Source organism: Plantactinospora sp. CA-294935 (genome assembly GCF_050936445.1).
Lineage (GTDB): Bacteria > Actinomycetota > Actinomycetes > Mycobacteriales > Micromonosporaceae > Plantactinospora.
Window position 1 is genome coordinate 4,848,948 of record NZ_JBNJMU010000001.1, and the last position, 18,487, is coordinate 4,867,434.

General features: G+C 72.8%; 13 protein-coding genes. 9 read left to right on the forward strand and 4 right to left on the reverse strand.

Annotation, left to right across the window (positions count from 1 at the left end; translation table 11 throughout):
- Positions 1–10 precede the first annotated feature (10 nt).
- The 6 genes from ACQEVC_RS21735 to fxsT are packed head-to-tail and all read left to right on the forward strand — an operon-like array spanning position 11 to position 9,251.
- On the forward strand, positions 11–187 hold the full coding sequence (locus tag ACQEVC_RS21735; RefSeq protein ID WP_318399381.1) for a hypothetical protein: 177 nt from the start codon (positions 11–13) through the stop codon (positions 185–187).
- Positions 188–191: 4 nt separating this feature from the next.
- Positions 192–2,558 (forward strand): FxsB family cyclophane-forming radical SAM/SPASM peptide maturase, encoded by a 2,367-nt coding sequence (locus ACQEVC_RS21740; protein WP_432880372.1) that lies wholly within the window; start codon positions 192–194, stop codon positions 2,556–2,558.
- Positions 2,548–3,387, forward strand: a complete 840-nt coding sequence (locus tag ACQEVC_RS21745; RefSeq protein WP_432880375.1) for an aminoglycoside N(3)-acetyltransferase — start codon at positions 2,548–2,550, stop codon at positions 3,385–3,387. The genes ACQEVC_RS21740 and ACQEVC_RS21745 overlap by 11 nt, the downstream gene beginning before the upstream one ends.
- Positions 3,388–3,433: 46 nt before the next feature.
- A complete protein-coding gene (locus tag ACQEVC_RS21750; RefSeq protein ID WP_318399384.1) occupies positions 3,434–4,129 on the forward strand; it encodes a TIR-like protein FxsC in 696 nt (231 codons plus the stop codon).
- Positions 4,126–5,364 carry a TIR-like protein FxsC gene (locus ACQEVC_RS21755; RefSeq protein WP_432880378.1) on the forward strand — a complete coding sequence of 413 codons (1,239 nt, stop codon included), beginning with the start codon at positions 4,126–4,128 and terminating at the stop codon, positions 5,362–5,364. Before ACQEVC_RS21750 ends, ACQEVC_RS21755 begins: the two co-directional genes overlap by 4 nt.
- Positions 5,361–9,251 carry an FxSxx-COOH system tetratricopeptide repeat protein gene (gene fxsT / locus ACQEVC_RS21760; protein ID WP_432880381.1) on the forward strand — a complete coding sequence of 1,297 codons (3,891 nt, stop codon included), beginning with the start codon at positions 5,361–5,363 and terminating at the stop codon, positions 9,249–9,251. The genes ACQEVC_RS21755 and fxsT overlap by 4 nt, the downstream gene beginning before the upstream one ends.
- 258 nt (positions 9,252–9,509) lie before the next feature.
- On the opposite strand, the gene ACQEVC_RS21765 is transcribed toward fxsT, so the two are convergent.
- Positions 9,510–10,361, reverse strand: a complete 852-nt coding sequence (locus tag ACQEVC_RS21765; protein WP_432880384.1) for an alpha/beta fold hydrolase — start codon at positions 10,359–10,361, stop codon at positions 9,510–9,512.
- A gap of 534 nt (positions 10,362–10,895) precedes the next feature.
- On the opposite strand from ACQEVC_RS21765, the gene ACQEVC_RS21770 reads away from it, so the two are divergent.
- Positions 10,896–12,638: a bifunctional 3'-5' exonuclease/DNA polymerase gene (locus ACQEVC_RS21770; RefSeq protein WP_432880387.1), complete on the forward strand. Its 1,743-nt coding sequence runs from the start codon at positions 10,896–10,898 to the stop codon at positions 12,636–12,638.
- A 119-nt stretch (positions 12,639–12,757) separates the two neighbouring features.
- Entirely contained in the window at positions 12,758–13,357 is a 600-nt protein-coding gene (locus ACQEVC_RS21775) for a nucleotidyltransferase family protein (RefSeq protein ID WP_318399389.1), read from the forward strand.
- 193 nt (positions 13,358–13,550) lie between these two features.
- On the opposite strand, the gene ACQEVC_RS21780 is transcribed toward ACQEVC_RS21775, so the two are convergent.
- Complete coding sequence (locus tag ACQEVC_RS21780; protein WP_318399390.1) at positions 13,551–14,138, reverse strand: TetR/AcrR family transcriptional regulator; 588 nt, start codon at positions 14,136–14,138, stop codon at positions 13,551–13,553.
- Positions 14,139–14,274: 136 nt separating this feature from the next.
- Between ACQEVC_RS21780 and ACQEVC_RS21785 the strand changes: the two genes are divergently transcribed.
- A complete protein-coding gene (locus ACQEVC_RS21785; RefSeq protein WP_432880390.1) occupies positions 14,275–15,165 on the forward strand; it encodes an SDR family NAD(P)-dependent oxidoreductase in 891 nt (296 codons plus the stop codon).
- Between the two features lie 48 nt (positions 15,166–15,213).
- Here ACQEVC_RS21785 and ACQEVC_RS21790 read toward each other — a convergent pair whose 3' ends face one another.
- Complete coding sequence (locus tag ACQEVC_RS21790) at positions 15,214–16,023, reverse strand: metal-dependent hydrolase (protein ID WP_432880392.1); 810 nt, start codon at positions 16,021–16,023, stop codon at positions 15,214–15,216.
- A 347-nt stretch (positions 16,024–16,370) separates the two neighbouring features.
- A complete protein-coding gene (locus ACQEVC_RS21795; protein ID WP_432880394.1) occupies positions 16,371–18,317 on the reverse strand; it encodes a protein kinase domain-containing protein in 1,947 nt (648 codons plus the stop codon).
- Positions 18,318–18,487: the final 170 nt, after the last annotated feature.

Sequence of the window (18,487 nt, forward strand, 5' to 3'; positions counted from 1 at the left end):
GAAAACCGTCGTGGCCCATGCCGCACCCGTCGAGGCCCAGCAGACGTCCACCGACCTGACCGCGATCCTGCGTACCCCGCTGCGCCAGCTCTCCGCCGACCAGGTCCGCCCCGTCGTACGGCGGATCGTCGAAGACCGCGAGCGGGCCGAGGCGGTCGACGTGGCGGCGTTCCAATCGTCGATCTGATCGCGTGAGGCCCACCGCGCGAGGCCACTCCGACGTACGGCCGCGCGCGCTGAGCCAGTATGTCCTCAAGGTACACAGCCGGTGTGACCTGGCCTGCGACCACTGCTACATCTACCAGCACGCGGACCAGAGCTGGCGCGAGCGGCCCCGGGAAATCGCCCCGGAGACCGTACAGGCCGCCGCCACCCGGATCGCCGAGCACGCCCGGGACCACGGGCTACGCCGGATCCATCTGGTACTGCACGGCGGTGAGCCGCTGCTGCTCGGCCCGGTCAGGCTGGCGGCGGTGCTGAGCCGGCTGCGCGCCGCCATCGAGCCGGTGGCCGAACTCGACCTGCGGATGCAGTCCAACGGGGTGCTGCTGACCCCGCGCCTGTGCGACCTGTTCGTGGCGCACGGCGTACGGGTCGGGATCTCGCTCGACGGCGACGACGCCGCCAACGACCGGCACCGGCGCTTCGCGGACGGGGCCAGCAGCCACCCGGCGGTACGCCGGGCACTGGCCCTGCTGCGCCGCCCGGCATACCGGCACAGCTACGCGGGCATCCTCTGCACCATCGACGTGCGCAACGATCCGATCCGGGTGTACGAGGCGCTGCTGGCCGAGGCGCCGCCCCGGATCGACTTCCTGCTTCCGCACGCCACCTGGAACGCACCGCCGTCACGGCCCGACGGCACCGCCACCCCGTACGCCGGCTGGCTGCTGCGCATCTACCGGCGGTGGGTCCGGGACGGCAGGCCGGTCGAGATCCGGCTCTTCGACTCGCTGCTGGCCACCGCGGCGGGCGGGCGCAGCGGCACCGAGTCGGTCGGGCTCGACCCGGCGGACCTCGCGGTGGTGGAGACGGACGGTGCCTGGGAACTGGCCGACTCGATGAAGACCGCGTACGACGGCGCTGCCGGGATCGGGTTGGACGTCTTCCAGCATCCGGCGGACGCCGTGCTCTCCCATCCGGAGTTCGTCGGCAGCCAACGGGGTCTGTCCGGGCTCTGCCGGACCTGTCGGCAGTGCCCCGTCGTCGCGCAGTGTGGCGGCGGGCTCCGGGCGCACCGCTACTCCGACGCCGGCGGATTCGACAATCCGTCCGTCTACTGTGCCGACCTGAAGGAGCTGATCATTTCGATCAACCGGGAAACGGCGACCGGTGCGACGCCGGCCGGGGTGGCTGCCGTGGCCGGAGCGGGCGGGGACCTGCTGCTCGACGGCCTGCCCACCGGCGACCTGCTCGAAGACCTCGGTGCCGGCTACGGCTCGGTGGCCAGCCTGCGGCGGCTCGCCGCCGCCCAGCTCGGATACGTCCGGGGGCTGTTGGTCGAGCTGGCCGACCGGGTCGCCGGTACCCCGACCGCCAGCGCCTGGGAGCTGCTCGCCCGGCTCGACGAGGAGGCGCCCGAGGTGGTGTCGGCGACCCTCGCCCACCCCTACCTGCGGCGCTGGGCGCGGCAGTGCCTCGCCCCCCGCCCCGGCGGGATCCCCGACCCGGCCCACCTGGCCGGGTTGGCGGCGACCGTGGCGATCCGGGCCGGTGTCGAGGCCGACCTCGAGGTGCCGGTCCGGTCCGGCCTGGTCCACCTGCCGGGCCTCGGCGCGCTCGAACTCGACGAACCGGGGGAGCGACGCGCACTGCTGTCCATCGCCGGTGGCGGTTTCACCGCCCGCGCCGGACCCTCGGCCGTCGCCGTGCCGCCGGCCGGGTACGCGCCGCCGCCGGCCGCCTGGCGACCGGTACGCCGGGCCCGGCTGGACGGTTGGGAGATCCTCGTCGAGGATCTCGACCCGTACCGGGACTGCTACGAGTGGCCGGCGGCGGGTCGGCTCGACCCGGCGGCGCTGGCGTCCTGGCGGCGGTCGCTGGCCGCCGCCTGGGCCCGCATCCAGCGGGAGGTGCCCGGCCAGGCGCCGGGCCTGCGGGCCGGCCTGCGTGCCGTCACACCGTTGCGGACCGATCCCACCGGCCGGTTGCGCAGCGCGACCTCCCGGGACGCCTTCGGCGCGGTCGGCACCGTCGCCGCCGATCCCGACTCGCTGGCCGTGCTGCTGGTGCACGAGTTCCAGCACGTGAAGCTCGGCGCCCTGCTGGACCTCACCGTCCTGTTCGACCCGGCGTACCCGGAGCGGCTGCGCGTGCCGTGGCGGGACGCGCCGCGACCGCTGGAGGGGGCGCTCCAGGGCACCTACGCCCATCTGGCCATCGCCGACATCTGGCGGGCGCGGCCGGGCGCCGAGGCCGGGGAGCACTACCGCCGGTATCACGAGTGGACGGCACGAGCGATCGACGGGCTCGCCGCGAGCGGCGCGCTCACCGAACACGGGCAGCGGTTCGTCCGGCAGATGGGTGAGACCCTGCACTCCTGGCCCGATGAGCGCTGATCCGGCGACCCGCACCGCGCACGCCGATCCCCGCGAGACCGAGCGGCTCGCCGCCGACCTGGCCGCGCTCGGCGTACGCCCCGGCCGGGACGTGCTGGTGCACTGTTCGATGCGGCGGATCGGGCCGGTGACGGGCGGGCCGGCGACCCTGTTGGCCGCGCTGCGCCGGGTGGCCGGTCCGGAGGCGACGGTGGTGGTACCCGCGCAGACGGCCGGCAACTCCACGACCGGGCCCGCGTTCCGCGCCGCCACCGAGCGGCTGGACGCGGCGGGGCAGGCCGGGTACGAGGCCCGGATGCCCGGCTTCGACCCGGCGAGCACGCCCTCGGAGGGGATGGGGGCGTTCGCCGAACACCTGCGCAGACAGCCGGGTGCGGCGCGCAGCGGGCACCCGATCACGTCTTTCGCCGCCCTCGGCCGGCGCGCGGTGGAATTCACGCAGACGCACGACCTCGACTGCCACCTCGGGGAACGCTCCCCACTCGGCCGCCTCTACGAGGCCGGCGCCGCCGTCCTGCTGCTCGGCGTCGGTTACGACAGGTGCACCGCGCTGCACCTGGCCGAGTACCGGCCCGACGCCCGCCGGCCGGCGGGCCCGCCGCCGGAGCGGGCGTACCGCTGCTACGTGCTGGCGAACGGCCGGCGGGAGCGGCGCGACTTCCGCGCGCCGGTGCTCGACATGAGCGACTTTCCCCGGATCGGTGCGGCGATCGAGAGCAGTCTGCCGGTCGGTCGGGGCCCGGTCGGTGCCGCGGCGGCGCGGCTTCTGGATCTTCGCGCTGCGGTAGATTTCGCGACAAGCTGGATGGCGGAGCACCGCCGACCGTAAAGCTGGATAGACCGGCCGGTACCCGTGTGCTTACCTTGGGCGACGGGTGTGGGGTGACGCATGGTCGACGGCGGGAGAGCGGCAGTTGGACGACGGCCGGGTGGTGGACGATCCACTCGCTCCACTGTTCTTTGTCAGCTACGCCGTCATCAAGCCACCGCGGCGCACTCCCGGAGGCCGGCGGGAGGCCAACACCAATGCGCTGCGACTCTTCTCCGAGCTGTCGATTCACGTAAACGCCCTGGTGAGCCGGCCGACCGGCGCGGACCCCGGTTACATCGACCGGAACATGCGCGGTGGCGAGCGGTGGACCCCGGACCTGCTCGAAGCCGTCGGCACCTGCCAGGTCTTCGTCGCGTTGCTGTCTCCGGCCTATCTGGACAGTGAGTGGTGCGCGCGGGAGTGGAACCTCTTCGCGAGCCGCACCGTCGTACGCCGCGACGGCCGGCCCAGCAACGAGACCTGCATACTGCCGGTGAGTTGGACCCCGGCGGACTCCTGCGAGCCGCCGAACTACGTCCAGCGGTTCTCCCCGGACGGCACCCCGGACGAGGACCTGGTGCCGACCTACCACCAGGAGGGCCTCTACGGCCTGCTCTCGATGAAGGACCCCGCCAGCGACGTGGTGCTCTGGAAGCTCGCGCAGCGCATCGTCGAACTGTCCCGATCCCACTGGGTCGAGCCGCGGGTCCTGACCACACCCGGCGGAATTGCCCGGAAGTTCTCCAGGAGGGGCACATGACCGGGAGCGGCGCGGCGGCAGCGGCGGCGATCGACGACGGCACCTACTTCTTCCTCAGCTACGCCCACTCCGCTCCGATGCTTGAGGATCCCCGGCTCGATCCGGACAAGTGGGTGAAGGTCTTCTTCGACGACCTGTCGGCGGCGATCCGCAGCCGGATCTCCGCCGCCGACGGGCGGCAGGTCGGGTTCTTCGACGCACAACTGCACTCCGGCGCGGACTGGGAGGAGGCGCTGACCGCGGCGCTCGGCAACACGCAGGTCTTCGTGCCGCTCTACTCGCCCGCCTACCTCAGCAACTCCTGGCCGCTCGGCGAACTGGAGTCGTTCCGCCGCCGGTTGAAGGCGTCCCCCATCGCCGAGAAATACCGGCACATCATTCCGGTGCTCTGGATCCCGCTGCCGTCCTGGGACCAGAGCGCCGAGACCCGTGAGGCGCTCGAACTCGCCGGCGACGTCCCCGGGTACGCGGAGAACGGCCTGCGGGCGCTCTGCATGCTGGCCAGCTACCGCGCCGCGTACCAGGAGATCCTGGGCCGGCTCGCGACGGAGGTCACGCAGATCGCGCAGCGCTACCCGCTGCCGCCCTCCCGGGTGCCCAAGGTGGCCGAGGCGCAGCACACCTCCCTGGCGGACGCCCAGTTCGTGGTCGTCGTCGCGGCGCCGACCCGGGCCGAGGCGCCGGCGGACCGGGAGCCCGGGGTCTACACCGAGCGGAGCGAGCAGTGGCGCCCGTTCGGGCAGGACCAGGCGCTGCCCGCCGCGAAATACGTGGCCAGCACCGCCGAGCGGCTGGGGCTGGCCACCCACGTCACCAGCTTCGCGGACGCCGGTGACGCGATGGTCCGCTGCCCATCGGTCCTGCTCATCGACCCGTGGGTGGTCAGCGACAGCGCCGGTGAGCACGACCTGGCGCTCGTCCTCAAGCGCCTGCCCCGGTGGGTGATCCCGCTGGTGGTGCTGAACGAGAGCGATCCGCACAGCGCGACCGTCGGCACCCGGTTCGCCGACCGGGTCGCCCGGATGCTCGGCGCGGCGAACCGGCCCCCCGCGAAGCGGGTCGGGCAACTCCCGGAGTTCGTGCAGATCATGCCGGAACTGGTGACCGAGGCACGCCGGCAGTACCTCAAGAACGCTCCCGTCCTCCCGCCGGACCGGCCCCGGGTCCGGCGCCCACAGCTCGGCCGGCCCGAACCGTCCGGCGATACCCCCGCAGGCACGGAAGAGGAACGATGACTGACGAACGCAACGGCCAGGTGGTCACGTTCTACTCGTTCAAGGGTGGCACCGGCCGGACCATGGCACTGGCCAACGTGGCCTGGATCCTCGCCGCGAACGGCAAGAAGGTCCTGGTCGCGGACTGGGATCTGGAATCGCCCGGCCTGCACCGGTTCTATCACCCGTTCATCGACCTGAGCGTGCTGGTCGGCACCGGCGGGGTCATCGACATGATCCGCGGATTCGAGACCCAGGCCTCGGCGAAGGACGCCGACGGCGTACCCAAGATCCGGTTCCTGCCCGCGGGCTGGGAGGCGGAGTTCGCCCGGGTACAACACTTCGCCTTCTCGCTGAACTACACCTTCCCCGGCGGGGGCAGCCTCGACTTCCTCTCGGCGGGCCGGCAGAACCAGGACTACGCCGCCGGGATCAGCGGCCTGGACTGGGACGTCTTCTACGACGGGCTGGGTGGGGCGGCGTTCATCGACGCGCTGCGCGAGGACATGCGGCGCAACTACGACTACACGCTGATCGACAGCCGGACCGGGCTGAGCGACGTGGCGAGCATCTGCACCATCCACCTGCCGGACGTGCTGGTCGACTGCTTCACCCTCAGCGACCAGGGAATCGAGGGCGCGGCGCGAGTCGCCCGGGACGTCACCAAGCGGTACGTCAACCGGCGGATCCGGGTGCTGCCGGCTCCGATGCGGGTCGACCCGGCTGAACAGGACAAGGCCAACGCCGGCCGTGCGCTCGCCATGCACCGGTTCGCGGGCCTGCCCGCCGGGCTGACCGAGGCCGACCGGCGTGACTACTGGGCCGAGGTCGAGGTCCCCTACGTGGCCTACTACGCGTACGAGGAGACGCTGGCGACGTTCGGCACCGACCGGGCGATGCTCTCGGCGTACGAGCGGCTGACCGGGGCCATCACGGAGGGCCAGGTCCGGTCGCTGCCCCGGATGGAGGACGTCCTGCGGGACCAGTTGCGGTCCCAGTTCGAGCGCAAGAGGTTCCTGCCGCAGGGCGAGATCCTGCTGCGGTACTCGCCGAAGGACCAGGTCTGGGCGGAGTGGATCGAGCGGGTACTCGGACCGGCCGGGATCGGCGCCGTCGACGTCTGGTCGAGGGAGGGGGGCCCGGGCCGGGACAGCTCGCCGATCCGGACGCTGACCATCGTCTCGACCGCCTACGCGGAGAGCGCGCTGGACTCCCTGCCGCCGGCGGAGACCCCCGGTTCGGGTGCCCCGCTCGCGGTGTACGTCGACGACGTCAGGTCGCTGCCCGAGTTCCTGCCCGAAACGTCGGTCTTCCTGACCGGGGTCACGAAGGCGGGCGACGCGGTGGCGAGCCTGCTGCGGCTGGTCGGGCGGGTGGCGTCGGCCGTCGAGGACGCCAACGCGGCGACCGTGGCCCGCTATCCGGGCGCCGGGCCGGAGTTGCAGAAGACGCCGGTCGCCAACGTGCAGTTCACCGGGCGGGACGAGAATCTGCGTACGCTGCGGCAACTGCTCCGTTCCGGCACCAGTCGGGGCTACTCGCTGGTCGCGTTGCACGGGATGGGCGGGGTCGGCAAGAGCCAGATCGCCCTGGAGTACGTCCACCGGTTCCGGACGGCGTACGACCTGGTGTTCTGGATCGAGGCCGATCCGCAGATCTTCATCGACACCCAGCTGGTCGAGCTCGGTGAGCGGATGGGCCTGCCGGAGCAGGCGAACGTCCCGGCCGCCATTCGCCAGGTGCTCGACACGCTGGTCCGCGGCGACCGGTACCCGCGCTGGCTGCTGGTCTTCGACAACGTCGCCGACTACCGCGAGATCGAGGACTTCCTGCCGCAGGGCGGTCGGGGCCACATCATCATCACCGCCCGGGAGAAGACCTGGGAGGAGGGCGCGGAGACGATCGAGATCAGCCCGTTCAGCCGGGCCGAGAGTATCGAGCAGCTCCAGCGCCGGGCGCCCGACATCTCCCACCGGGACGCCGACCGGGTCGCCGAGGCGCTCGGTGACCTGCCGATCGCGCTGGCCCCCGCCGGTGCCTACATCGCCGACAGCGGCATCACGGTGGACGACTACCTCGTGCAGTTGGCCGAGCAGGGCGCCTCGCTGGACACCTGGGGCCCGTCCCTGGACCGGCTCAAGCAGGACTCGCCGGGCGCCTACCGGCTGCTGGAAATCTGTTCGGTGCTGTCGGTGAAGGTCTCCATCGAGCTGCTCAACAGCAAGGGCATCGGGGAGCTGCTGCGGCAGGCCGATCCGTCGGTGCCGAGCCGGTCGGGCGCCGCGAAGCTGATCCAGCGGACCAACCGGTTGGCGCTGCTGCGGCTCGACACCCGCGCGCAGCAGATCGAGCTGCACCGGTTGCTGCGGGACGCGGTCCAGCGACGGATGACCGGCGAGGAGCAGCAGACCATCCGGCAGCAGGTGGTCAGCGCGCTGGCCGCAGCCCGTCCGGACAGCGACGTCGACGTGGCAGAGAACTGGGACCGCTTCCAGCTACTCTGGCCGCACCTGGAGGAGTCCGAGGAGGCCATGCAGGCGGCGCTCGACTCCGACGACCCGGCCGTGCTGGATCTGCTGGTCGAGCGGGTCCGCTACATCTGGCTGCGCGGCGTACTCCACCAGGCCCGCGAGCTGGCCGAGCGGATCCTGGCGGCGTGGACCACCCGGATCGAGGAGAGCACCGATCCGGCAGTACCCGAGATGCTCCGCCCGCCGCTGCTGCGGTTGCGGTTCAACTTCGGCAACATCCTGCGCTCCCAGGGCCACTTCAAGGATGCGCACGCGTACGACGAGATGACCCTCGCCGAGCAGCGGGAACTGCTCGGCGAGACGCATGCGGACGCGCTGATGACCGCCGGTGGCCTCGCCGGTGACCTGCGTGGTCTGGGCCGGTACGGCGAGGCGCTGGCCTTGGACCAGCAAACCCATCGGATGTGGTCGCGCGACTTCGGTGAGGACTTTCCGCGTACGCTCACCGCGCTGAACAACCTGGCCGCCTCGATGCGGCTGGCCGGCAACATCAGGGAGGCGCAGCGCCTCGACGACCAGGTGTTCGAGCGGCGTCGGGTGATGCTGGGCCGCAACAACCACTGGACGCTCGGTTCCGCCGTCAACCTGGCCCGCGACCTGAGGGAGACCGGCGACTACCAGCGGTCGCTCAGCCAGTCGCAGGAGGCTCTGGCGGGCTACCGGAGCCTGTCCGGGCCGAACGCGCTGGCCACGCTGACCGCACAGGTGAACCTGGCGGTGGCGCTGCGGACCGTCGGCCAGGCGGTCGAGGCGGGCCGGCTGCTCGACGCCGCGTACGACATGTTGCGGATGACGTTCGGCGACGACAGTCCGGACACGCTGGCGGCCCGGCTGAGCCGGGCGACGAACCGGCTGGCGTTGCACCAGGTCGCCGAGGCGGAGGAGGAGTTGCGAGCGGTGCAGGCGGCTTACCAGAATCTGCTCGACATCCGCCACCCGCACATGTTGATCTGCGAGAACAACCTGTCGGTGGCGGCCCGGGCCCGAGGCGACCGGGAGGCCGCCCGCAGGTCGGCACAGGCGGCCGTGAGCGGACTGGCCGAGATGCTGCACCCGCAGCATCCGTTCCTGCTCGCCGCCCAGATGAACCTGGCGGTCGGCAAGGCCGAGACCGGTGATCTCCCGGGTGCGCTCGAGTTGGTGGAGAACCTGCACAAGGTGATGCGTACGGCGCTCCTCCCCGAGCACCCGGACACGCTGCGCGGTGCGGCCAACCTGGCCCTGATCCGCAACCTGCGCGAGCCGGACTCCGGATCGGAGGAGTTCGAGGCGGTCCTGGCGGAGTTGACCGAGCGGCTCGGCAGCAGCCATCCGGACGTGCGGACGCTGGGGCGGCGGACGCTGCTCGACCGGGTGCTGGACCCGCACCCGTTCTGATCGGCGGCCCTGCCCGACGGCGTGCGGGACCGACACCGACCTGATCCGCCGATCGCCGGCCCGGGACGGGGGGCGGACCCCGCCCGGCCGGGCCGTGGACCGCTGCTCGGGTCAGGCCGGACCGCTCCGGCCGAGGTCGACCAGTTCCGGACCGTTCGGGTCAGGCCGGACCGCTCCGGCCGAGGTCGACCAGTTCCGGACCGTTCGGGTCAGGCCGGACCGCTCCGGCCGAGGTCGACCAGTTCCGGACCGTTCGGGTCAGGCCGGACCGCTCCGGCCGAGGTCGACCAGTTCCGGCTCGGGGAGGGCGAGCCAGGCGAGGATGTCCGGCAGGATCTGCACGGCGGCGAAGTGTCCCACCCCGGGTTGCACATCGACCTCGGCGTGCGGGATCTGCGACTGGAGCCACCGGGTGTGCGCGACCGGCGAGAAGTTGTCCTCGGCACCGTGCCAGAGCCGGACCGGCACCTTGATCGATGAGAGGTCGAAGCCCCAGTCCCGGCTGAGCGCCAGCGCGTCGTCGATCCACCCGTCGGCGCCGAGCCGCACCGCCTCCGCGTAGCTCTCGGTCAGCAGGCGGCGCAGTGCGACATCCTCGACCACGTTGCGGTCGGCGGCGCTCAACTCGCCGTCGATGAAGTTGACGACGCTCGACGGGTCCCGCCGGGTGCGGTCGGCCCGGATGGTCAGCGACTCGATCAGCCTGCGTCGGTCGGACGTCGCCTCCCGGTACGCCTGGACGTTGGAGGGGGCCATCCCGTCGTACCAGTCCAGGCCGGCCGCGTCGGAGGGGGCCGGGGAGACCAGGACCGCGACCCGGGTCAGCCGGCCGGTGAAGAGGTCGCTGGCGGCGCAGGCGAGGGCGTGTGGTCCACCGCCGGACCGGCCCACGACGGCGAACTCGTCCAGCTCAAGATGATCGGCCACCGCCTGCACGTCCAGTGCGGCATCGACGACCCGGCGCCCGGGGTTGCGGGTGGATCTGCCGTAGCCGGGCCGGTCATAGCAGATCAACCGGATGCCGAGCAGATGGAGGATCATGCTCCGGGGTTTCGGGCCACTGCGGCTGCCGGGCATTCCGTGCATCAGGAAGACGGGAAATCCGTTCACGTCCCCCGAAGTCTCGACGGCGAGGGTTCGGTCGCCCAGTGGGACGTCCCACTCAGTCGGCCGTTCCTGTGACACCCTGTGCCCTCCTGTCGAACCTCCTGGAGGGCGGCGTCTAAGGGCACCAGCACGCACCGCCTCGGCTGAGGCTCCCCCGCCCAATCACGATGGGGCTGATTCTGAAGGACTCAGCGTATCGCTTTATGAGGTAGGTCACCAGCAGCCCGGAGGGGGCGTACCGGTAGGTTTCGGGTCAGCCCGGCCAGCACGCCGTTCGGGTTGACCGGCGGAGTCCGGCCACGTCGGTGGGTCGGCGGAGCGTGGCCCGCGGTGCCATCGAGGCGCCGGGATGCCGCTGACCGGCCCATGATCGGCGCACTCCCGGCCGCAGCCGGACCATTCGGCGATGCGCTTTCTGAGCAATCACGCATAACAAATCTATGGGGTGCCATCGCCGCTATCCCGGCATGCCGTCTGCCGCTGGCTACGGCCGCCGAGGTGGCGGCGGACGGCCCGGGTCCACCCGGGGTGCCGGGGATGTCGGTCGGGGCCGGCAGAATCGGCGGCGTGCTGGTGGCGGTGGTGCGGGACGAGGAGGGCGACGGAGGCCGGTTCGCGCCGCTGCATCCGGACGGCCGGCCCGCCGGTCCTGCCGAACGGGTCCCCGACCTCGGCGCCGCGATGGCGGCCCGGGAGCGGGTCGACCCGCCGCGCTGGGTCTGGGCCTCCACCGCCGCGATCTATCCGGCGCTGCTGCGCAGGGGCGTCCGGGTGGAGCGCTGCCACGACGTCGAGCTGACCGAGGCGCTGCTGCTCGGCCAGGAAGGGCGTTGGGGCGAGCCGCGCGGTCTGCCCGCCGCGTTCGCCCGGCTGACCGGTGCGCCGGTGCCGGCCGATCCGCCGCCCCGGGCCGCCGCACCGCCCGGCGACGGCCAGGCCGTGCTCTTCGACGTGGCGCCCGGACCGCGACCGCTCGGCCTCGACGCGCTGCTCCGGGTCTTCGCCGACCAGCAGGCCCGGATCGCGGCGACGCCGCATCCCGGGCGGTTCCGGCTGCTGGTCGCGGCCGAGTCGGCGGGTGCGCTGATCGCCGTCGAGATGAGCGCGGCGGGGTTGCCGTGGCGGGCCGACGTGCACGACGCGCTCCTGGTCGACCTGCTCGGCGAGCCGTCGCCGGTGGGCGGGCCGCCACGCCGGCTGGCGGAGCTCTCCGCGCGGATCGCGGCCGCCTTCGGGGTACGCCAGCTGCACGCCGAGTCGCCCGCCGAGCTGCTCCGGGCCTTTGCCCGGGCCGGCCACGACCTGCCCAGCACCCGGGCCTGGGTGCTGCGCGGAATCGACCATCCGGCGGTTCCGCTGCTGCTCGAATACAAGGAGCTCTACCGGATCTGGACGGCGCACGGCTGGGCCTGGCGGGACGCCTGGGTCCGGGACGGCCGGTTCCGTCCGGAGTACGTGCCGGCCGGAGTGGTTTCCGGGCGGTGGGCGACCCGGGGCGGCGGCGCGTTGCAGATCCCGAAGGTGGTCCGACGGGCGGTGCTGGCGGATCCGGGCTGGCGGTTCGTGGTCGCCGACGCCGGCCAGTTGGAGCCTCGGGTGCTGGCGGCGGTCTCCGGGGACGCCCGGCTCGCCGCCGCCGGTGGTGCGGGTGACCTCTACACCGCGCTGGCCCGGGAGAGCTTCGGAGGTGACCGGGCCCGGGCCAAGTTGGCCCTGCTCGGCGCGATGTACGGCCAGACCGGTGGCGAGGCGATCCCCGCGCTGGCGGTGCTGCGCCGCAGCTATCCGACCGCCTTCGAATACGTCGAGGCGGCGGCCCGGACCGGCGAGGGTGGCGGGCTGGTCCGTTCCTGGCTGGGGCGTACCTGTCCACCCGCCTCGGTCTCGGTGCGGGAGTCGGAGGAGGGCGAGGGGCCGGTGGTGGAGTCGGCCGCGGTCGACCCGTTCGGGCCGCGGGCCCGGGCCGCCGCGCGGGCTCGGGGCCGGTTCACCCGCAACTTCGTCATCCAGGCGACGGCGGCGGAGTGGGCGCTGACCCTGCTCGCCGGGCTGCGCAACGGGTTGACCGGGCTCGGCGCCGAGCCCGGGGCGGGCCGTGCCGAGCTGGTCTTCTTCCAGCACGACGAGGTGCTGGTGCACTGTCCGGCGGAGCAGACCGACCAGGTGACCGCGCTGGTGCACGAGGCGGCGGCGCAGGCCGGGCGGCTGCTGTTCGGCGAGACCCCGGTGCGGTTCCCGCTGGACGTTTCGGTGGTGGACTGTTATGCAAATGCGGCATAGTTGCGAATTAGTCCGATTAGTGCCGATACCTGGACGGCGCCCGCTCGTTGGGACCGTTGTGCGCGCGGCGGGGGTCGCGCGACCGGCGGAAGGTGATGGCGCTGAGTCGGATCGCAGGAATGATCATCGCCGCGGGCGGGGGACGCCGGATCGGCGGCCCGGAGGCGTTGCTGCACCAGGGAGAGCGACCCCTGGTGAACCAGGTACTCGACACGATGCGTGCGGCCGGCTGCGGGCCGTTGGTCGTGGTCCTCGGGGCCGCGGCCGAACAGGTACGCGCCACCGCCGACCTCTCCGGGGCGACCGTGGTGGTGAACCGCTCCTGGGGCACCGGGATCGGCTCGTCGATCCGGCTCGGGCTGGACGCCGTACCGGACCGACGGATCGAGGCGGTGGTGGTGGTCCCGGTGGACATGCCGGGGCTGACCGAGGCGGCGGTACGCCGGGTGGCGGCGTTGCCCTATCCGGAGGCCCTGGTCTGCGCCACCTACGAGGGGTTGCGCGGCTATCCCATGCTCTTCGGCCGCCGGCACTGGCCCGGCATCGCGGCGCTGGCCAACGCCGACGTCGGTGCCCGGCCTTACCTGATGGCCCACAAGGACGAGATCGTCGACATCGCCTGTGACACGGTGGCGGACGGCAGCCGGGCGAACACCCCGGAACTGCTCGCCGCCTGGGGGCTGACCGTCCCGGTGCCGGCCCAGCGGGTCGCCGTCTGAGCTCAGGCGCCGTCCGAGTGCAGGGCGGCCGGAATCCGCGCGGCCGCCGGAGCGAACGCACCGGCGGCGGCCCGGTCACCGGAGCGAACGCACCGGCGGCTGCGGCCGCCGCCGGGGCCAGCTCCCGAGCCAGCCAGGTGGACCCGCCCCGGTCGATCCGCTCAGGCGGCCGTCGCCGGCCGCCCCGGGGGCGCTATCGAGGCCGGTGCGCCGCCGCGCCGCGCAGGTAGCCCAGCAGGTCGTCGATCAGTTCCTCGGGGCCGGCGTGGCCCTTGCCGCCAGACTCCAGATGACCCGTGGAGGCGAGGTCGGCCGCCCCGTGCGCGAGGGCCCGCAGCAGCGACGCCAGCCGTACCGGGTCGCCGGGCGGCAGCGCGCCGGCCTCCTGGGTACTGGTGACGATCTGGACCAGCAGCGTCTGTGCGTCCCGCGCGGCGCTGTCGAGTTCGTCCGAGTCGATCGACCACTTGCCGAAGGTCAGCTTGAAGCGTGCGGGATGGTCGAGGGCCCAGGCGACGTAGTGGCGCAGGGTCGCCCGCAGGATCGCCTCCGGCGACCGCTCGCGTTCCATCGTCGCGCCGAGGGCCGCGCCCTGCCGGGCGAGTTCCCGGGCGGCGATCGCCGCGAGCAGCCTCTCCTTGCTGGCGAAGTGCTTGTACGGGGCGTTGTGCGACACCCCCGCCAGCCGCCCGACCTCGCGGAGCGTGACGGCTGGCACGCCGCCCTCGTCGAGGAGGCGGGCGGCCACGTCGACCAGGGCGTCACGGGTACCAGGCGGCACCGGACCATGCTATCCGTGGTTGACGTTGTCAACCTGACGGGCTAGGTTGACAACGTCAACCCAGCCGGCCGAGTCGGTCGACCGGCGGTCAGGATGGCCGGTCGCGGTGGCCGGCCGACGGGACGGGGGGAGTGCGGTGTCGCATCGAGGGAAACGGGCCGTGGTGACCGGGGCGACCAGCGGCATCGGCGAGGCGATAGCCCGCCGGCTGGCGATGGCGGGCATGACGGTGGTCCTGGTCGGTCGCAGCGACGAGCGCCTCGACCGGGCGCGAGCGCGGATCGCCGCCGCCGTGCCGGACGCCGACCTGCTGCTCGAACGGGCGGACCTGTCGTTGCTGGCGGAGGTGCGGGAACTCGCGAAGCGCCTCGGCGCCGAACCCCCGCCGGACGTGGTGGTCAGCAACGCCGCCGTGATCACAGACTTCCGGGAGGTCACCTCGGAGGGCATCTCCCGAATCCTGGCCACGAACCACCTCGCGCCGTACCTGCTGCTGCGCTCGCTGGTGCGGCCCATCGGCCGGCGAGCGGCCCGGTTCGTCCTGGTGGGCGGGCACCCCGGCGGGCTCGCCAGGGTGCCGGTCGACCTGGACGACCTGGGGAGCCGGACGGGACGCGGGCTGGGTCCGCTGCCCAGCTTCCGTCCGTTCGTCGCCTACGCACGCAGCAAGAACATGAACGCGATGTTCGGATACGCGCTCGCCCGCAGGCTGGCGGGAACACGGATCACGGTGAACGGCGCGCATCCGGGCGTCGTCACGGACACCGGGCTCGGCAAGGGGGCGCTGCGCGGCACCCTCAGGCTCTACAGCCTGCTGTTGCGGTTGAATCCCGCGGCACCCGGGCCGGACGCCGGAGCGGACACGCCGGCCTGGCTGGCGACCACACCGGACGTCGAGGGGATCAGCGGGAGCTTCTTCGTCAAGCGTCAGCGGGTCGGCACCGCACCGCACACCACCGACGCCGCGCGCTGCGACCGGCTCTGGGACGAGAGCGCCCACCTGGTGGGGCTCGGCCCGGCACTCTGAACCAGGTGTCCGAGCGCCCGGCGGAGCCCGACCCCGGACGCGGGCGGCTCAGACCTCGATGTTGAACCGCCGGAGCACGGAGGGTGCGACCAGGCCGAGTGTGGAGAGGATCGAGATCACGGTGAAGGCACCGCGCAGCACGATGGTCTCCACCTTGCCACCCACCTTGACGGCGATCTTGTTCGGAATGCCGATCATCATCCACATCCGCCGCTTGATCGGCACCGGCCAGAGGATCGGCACCCCGTTGCTGGTGATGATGTCGCCCATGATGTGCACGAAGCAGCCGACCCCGACCGCCAGCCCCAGCATCGGATAGCCCCGGTCGCCGGGCAGGTGCAGGAAGGTGAAGTACGCCGCCGCCAGCGACACCGCGGTCACGATCACCCAGCCGGCCCGCTTCGCCCACTCGTCGAAGAGCCCGCGCAGCGCCAGACCGATCATGAAGAAGAGGATGCCGATCACCGCCCACTTGCCGTACGCGGTGCAGAGCGCGGTGGTGCCCCAGCCGACCAGGAAGGTGAACGGCAGCGTGTGGGTCAACGTGCGGTGGCCGTTGTTCCGGTGCGGATCCTTGCTCAGTTTGGTGGCGTGGTAGACGCCGAGGGAAATCTTCTCCATCACCTCGGCGAAGAAGAGCGACACCACGCCGAACGTACGGGCGACGGTCGCGCCACCCTGGTTGCGGGTGACCTTGCCGGACATGTCGAGGTCGGGGAAGAGCGCCCCGCCGGCGCAGACCGCCGTGCCGACCGCGATCGCCAGCGGCGACTGCTCGTAGCCGGCGAAGTAGTCCAGCCCCCAGGACCCGGCCAACCAGACCGCGGCACCGGACAGCGCATGGGATGGCCCCATCATCGTCGTGCATCCTCCCCCGGGTACATCCCTCACGGCTGGCGACACTGTGCCAAACCGGGGATCGCGAGGCAATCACCGTTTGATCCACAGTGGTGTCGCCGACGTCACGGTCGGATCCACCGCCTCGTTCCGGTGTGCGCGAACGGGTGCCCGGAACGGATCGCCGGGCAGGTCAGCCGGGGTGTGCGCCGGTGCGTGCCGCGGCGTTCGGGGCGGCGCGGCGGCACCGGGAAACCGTGTCGGCAAGTGGACTCCGGCGTGTCGCCGGGTCCGGCCACCAACTCCGGCGTGTCGCCGGGTCCGGCCACCAACTCCGTCCAGTCACCGGGTCCGGCCACCAACTCCGCTCAGTCGACCGGCCGGAAACTGGTCTGCACCATCCGCAGGTAGCTCTGGTTCACGCCCCAGTCGAACTCCCGGGTCAGCCAGGAGACGGTGTACGCCCGGCCGGGCGAGGTATTGATCAGCATCCGGGCGATCTGCACCCGGTCGCCGCGCTTGTTGGTCCACCGGCACTCCCAGATGGCCCCACCGGCCCGGATGTCCAACGGCCCGATGCCCACCTGCTCGTACCCGGCCAGCAGGCCCGCGCCGGTCAGCCGCCGCTCCTCCGCGAGCCAGTACCGCTCGCCGTCCCGGGTCGGTGGGGTGCTCGGATCGATGCTGAGCATCCGCCCGGTGCCGGCCACCGGCTCCCGGAAGCAGACCACCCGGCCGTCGGTGTAGCGGTGCCAGCCGATCGGCACGGCGATCCGGAACCCGGACGCGTCGGTGTACCAGGTCCAGTTGTCGACGAGTCCGAAGCGTTCCTCCGGCGGGCGCGGCGCGGCGGTCACCGGTACGGTCCGCTCCGGCGGCGGCGCGCACGGGAACGCGCCGACCACCTCGGCCATCGGCCGGCTACCCGGTGTGTCGGGCGTGCTCTCGCCAGCCCGCTTGGCCCGCAGCGTCAACTCGGTGCCGAGCCCGGCCAGCAGGGTCAGGGCCAGTGCGGTGGCCGCGATCCGCCAGAAGCGGCCGCCGGGACGCCGCCGACGCCGGTTCCGGCCCGGCGGTTCCGGCCGGTCGAGGTCCGGCTGCCGCTCCGGGCCGCGCCGCGCACCCGACACCGGGTGCGGCGGCCGCGCCCCGGCCCGCCCTGGAACCCCCGCGCCGGCCGGCCTCGGCCGGTCGCCGGGAGCGGCGAGGTCGGCCGGTCCGGCCGGGGTGGTCGAGCGGTCCGGTGCGGCGTACTGGTCCGGCCGGCCCCGGTGGGTCGGTCGCGGCGACTGGTCCCCGGCAGCCCGTTGGTTCGGCTGCGGTCGCTCGTCGGGCTGCGGGCGCTGGTTCGGCGGCCGTCGACGGCTCGGCTGCGGCCGCTCGACCGGCGGGTCGGCCGGGGCCTCCTCCGGAACCGGCCGGTCGGCGGTCGGCGGGGTCGGTGGCCGCCGGGCGAGGCTGCGGGCCAGGGCGAACGGATGCCGGCCGGACCGGGGCGGCGGATCGGTGATCCGGCGCAGCAGCCGTTCGACCTCGTCGGCGGTCAGCCGCTGCCGGGGGTCACGGCGGAGCAGCCCGGCCAGCACGGGGCGGAGCGGACCGGCCAGTCGGGTCGGATCGGGCGGCGCCACCGCCAGCGCGGTCAGGGTGGCCATTGTGGTCGGTCGGCGGTACGGCGACCGGCCCTCCACCGCGGCGTACAGGGTGGCGCCCAGGGACCAGAGGTCGGACTCGACGGTGGACGCGCCGTCCGCGGCCCGCTCCGGCGAGACGTACTGGGGTGAGCCGAGCACCACGCCGTCCCGGGTCAGCGCGCCGTCCCCGCCGTCCACGGTGGCCAGCCCGAAGTCGGTGAGCACCACCCGGCCGTCGTCGTCGGCGATCAGCACGTTGTGCGGCTTGACGTCCCGGTGCAGCACCCCGGAGGCGTGCGCGGCGCGCAGCGCGGCCAGCACCGCCAGTCCGACCTCGGCGGTACGCACCGGCGACAGCGGCCCGTCCGTCTCCAAGACCTGCTGGACCGAGCGGGACGGGACGTACTCCATCACGATCCACGGGGAGTCGTCGTCGTGCACCACGTCGTAGACCCGGACCACGTTGGGGTGGTTGAGCCGGGCGGCGGTGCGCGCCTCGCGCAGCGTCCGGTAGCGCAACTCGTCGCGTTCGTCCGGGGTCATCCAGCCCGGCGGCACCACCTGCTTGATCGCGACGGGGCGGCGCAGTGTCTCGTCGTGGGCCAGCCAGACCCGCCCCATTCCGCCGGTGCCGATGGTGTGCAGCAGCAGGTAACGATCGGCGATCCGTCCCTGGTGCACCGGCGGTGTCCCTCTCTGCTACCCGCGGTACACGATAGCGAGCCGGCATCGCCTCCCGCATCAATTCCGGCGGCGCAGGCACTGCTCGCAACCTTGATCCGAAAAGAATTCACCGAATCGCCGAACGCCGACACCGCCGGACCCGTCCACGGCGGGTCCGGCGGTGCCGG

Bases quoted from the DNA above. Each gene is read 5' to 3' on its own strand.
- ACQEVC_RS21745 (WP_432880375.1), top strand. From the start codon at position 2,548: ATGAGCGCTGATCCGGCGACCCGCACCGCGCACGCCGATCCCCGCGAG.
- ACQEVC_RS21755 (WP_432880378.1), top strand. From the start codon at position 4,126: ATGACCGGGAGCGGCGCGGCGGCAGCGGCGGCGATCGACGACGGCACC.
- fxsT (WP_432880381.1), top strand. From the start codon at position 5,361: ATGACTGACGAACGCAACGGCCAGGTGGTCACGTTCTACTCGTTCAAG.
- ACQEVC_RS21770 (WP_432880387.1), top strand. From the start codon at position 10,896: ATGTCGGTCGGGGCCGGCAGAATCGGCGGCGTGCTGGTGGCGGTGGTG.
- ACQEVC_RS21775 (WP_318399389.1), top strand. From the start codon at position 12,758: ATGATCATCGCCGCGGGCGGGGGACGCCGGATCGGCGGCCCGGAGGCG.
- ACQEVC_RS21790 (WP_432880392.1), bottom strand. From the start codon at position 16,023: ATGATGGGGCCATCCCATGCGCTGTCCGGTGCCGCGGTCTGGTTGGCC.